Source organism: Geobacillus sp. G4 (genome assembly GCF_040327975.1).
GTDB classification, from domain to species: domain Bacteria; phylum Bacillota; class Bacilli; order Bacillales; family Anoxybacillaceae; genus Geobacillus; species Geobacillus thermoleovorans.
In genome coordinates this window covers 1-229 of the sequence record NZ_JBEPJY010000154.1, presented here as the reverse complement: position 1 = coordinate 229, position 229 = coordinate 1, and the positions used below count along the sequence as shown (strand labels likewise).

Sequence of the window (229 nt, the reverse complement as noted above, 5' to 3'; positions counted from 1 at the left end):
ACCATCAGCCACCTTCCACGCGATGCGTACCGCCGGTTCGACCTGACGGAAGCATTCGGCAAACCAGGCGATGCCGGCGATAACGGCCGGCTCCCTGGCCAGCACCGTGGCATGGCCCTGCGCATCGGCGGCAACCAGACTGGCCGTCCAGTCACATGCGCCAATATCCTCGGCCAGCGCAGTGGCAACATCACGGGCAATCAGGTGGGCGGCAGGCAGGACGGGCATG

The 229-nt window shown here is 66.4% G+C and carries 1 pseudogene; it reads right to left on the bottom strand.

Annotated elements, in window-relative coordinates:
* A pseudogene (locus tag ABS784_RS17330) lies at positions 1-229 on the bottom strand (hypothetical protein); the annotation flags it as partial.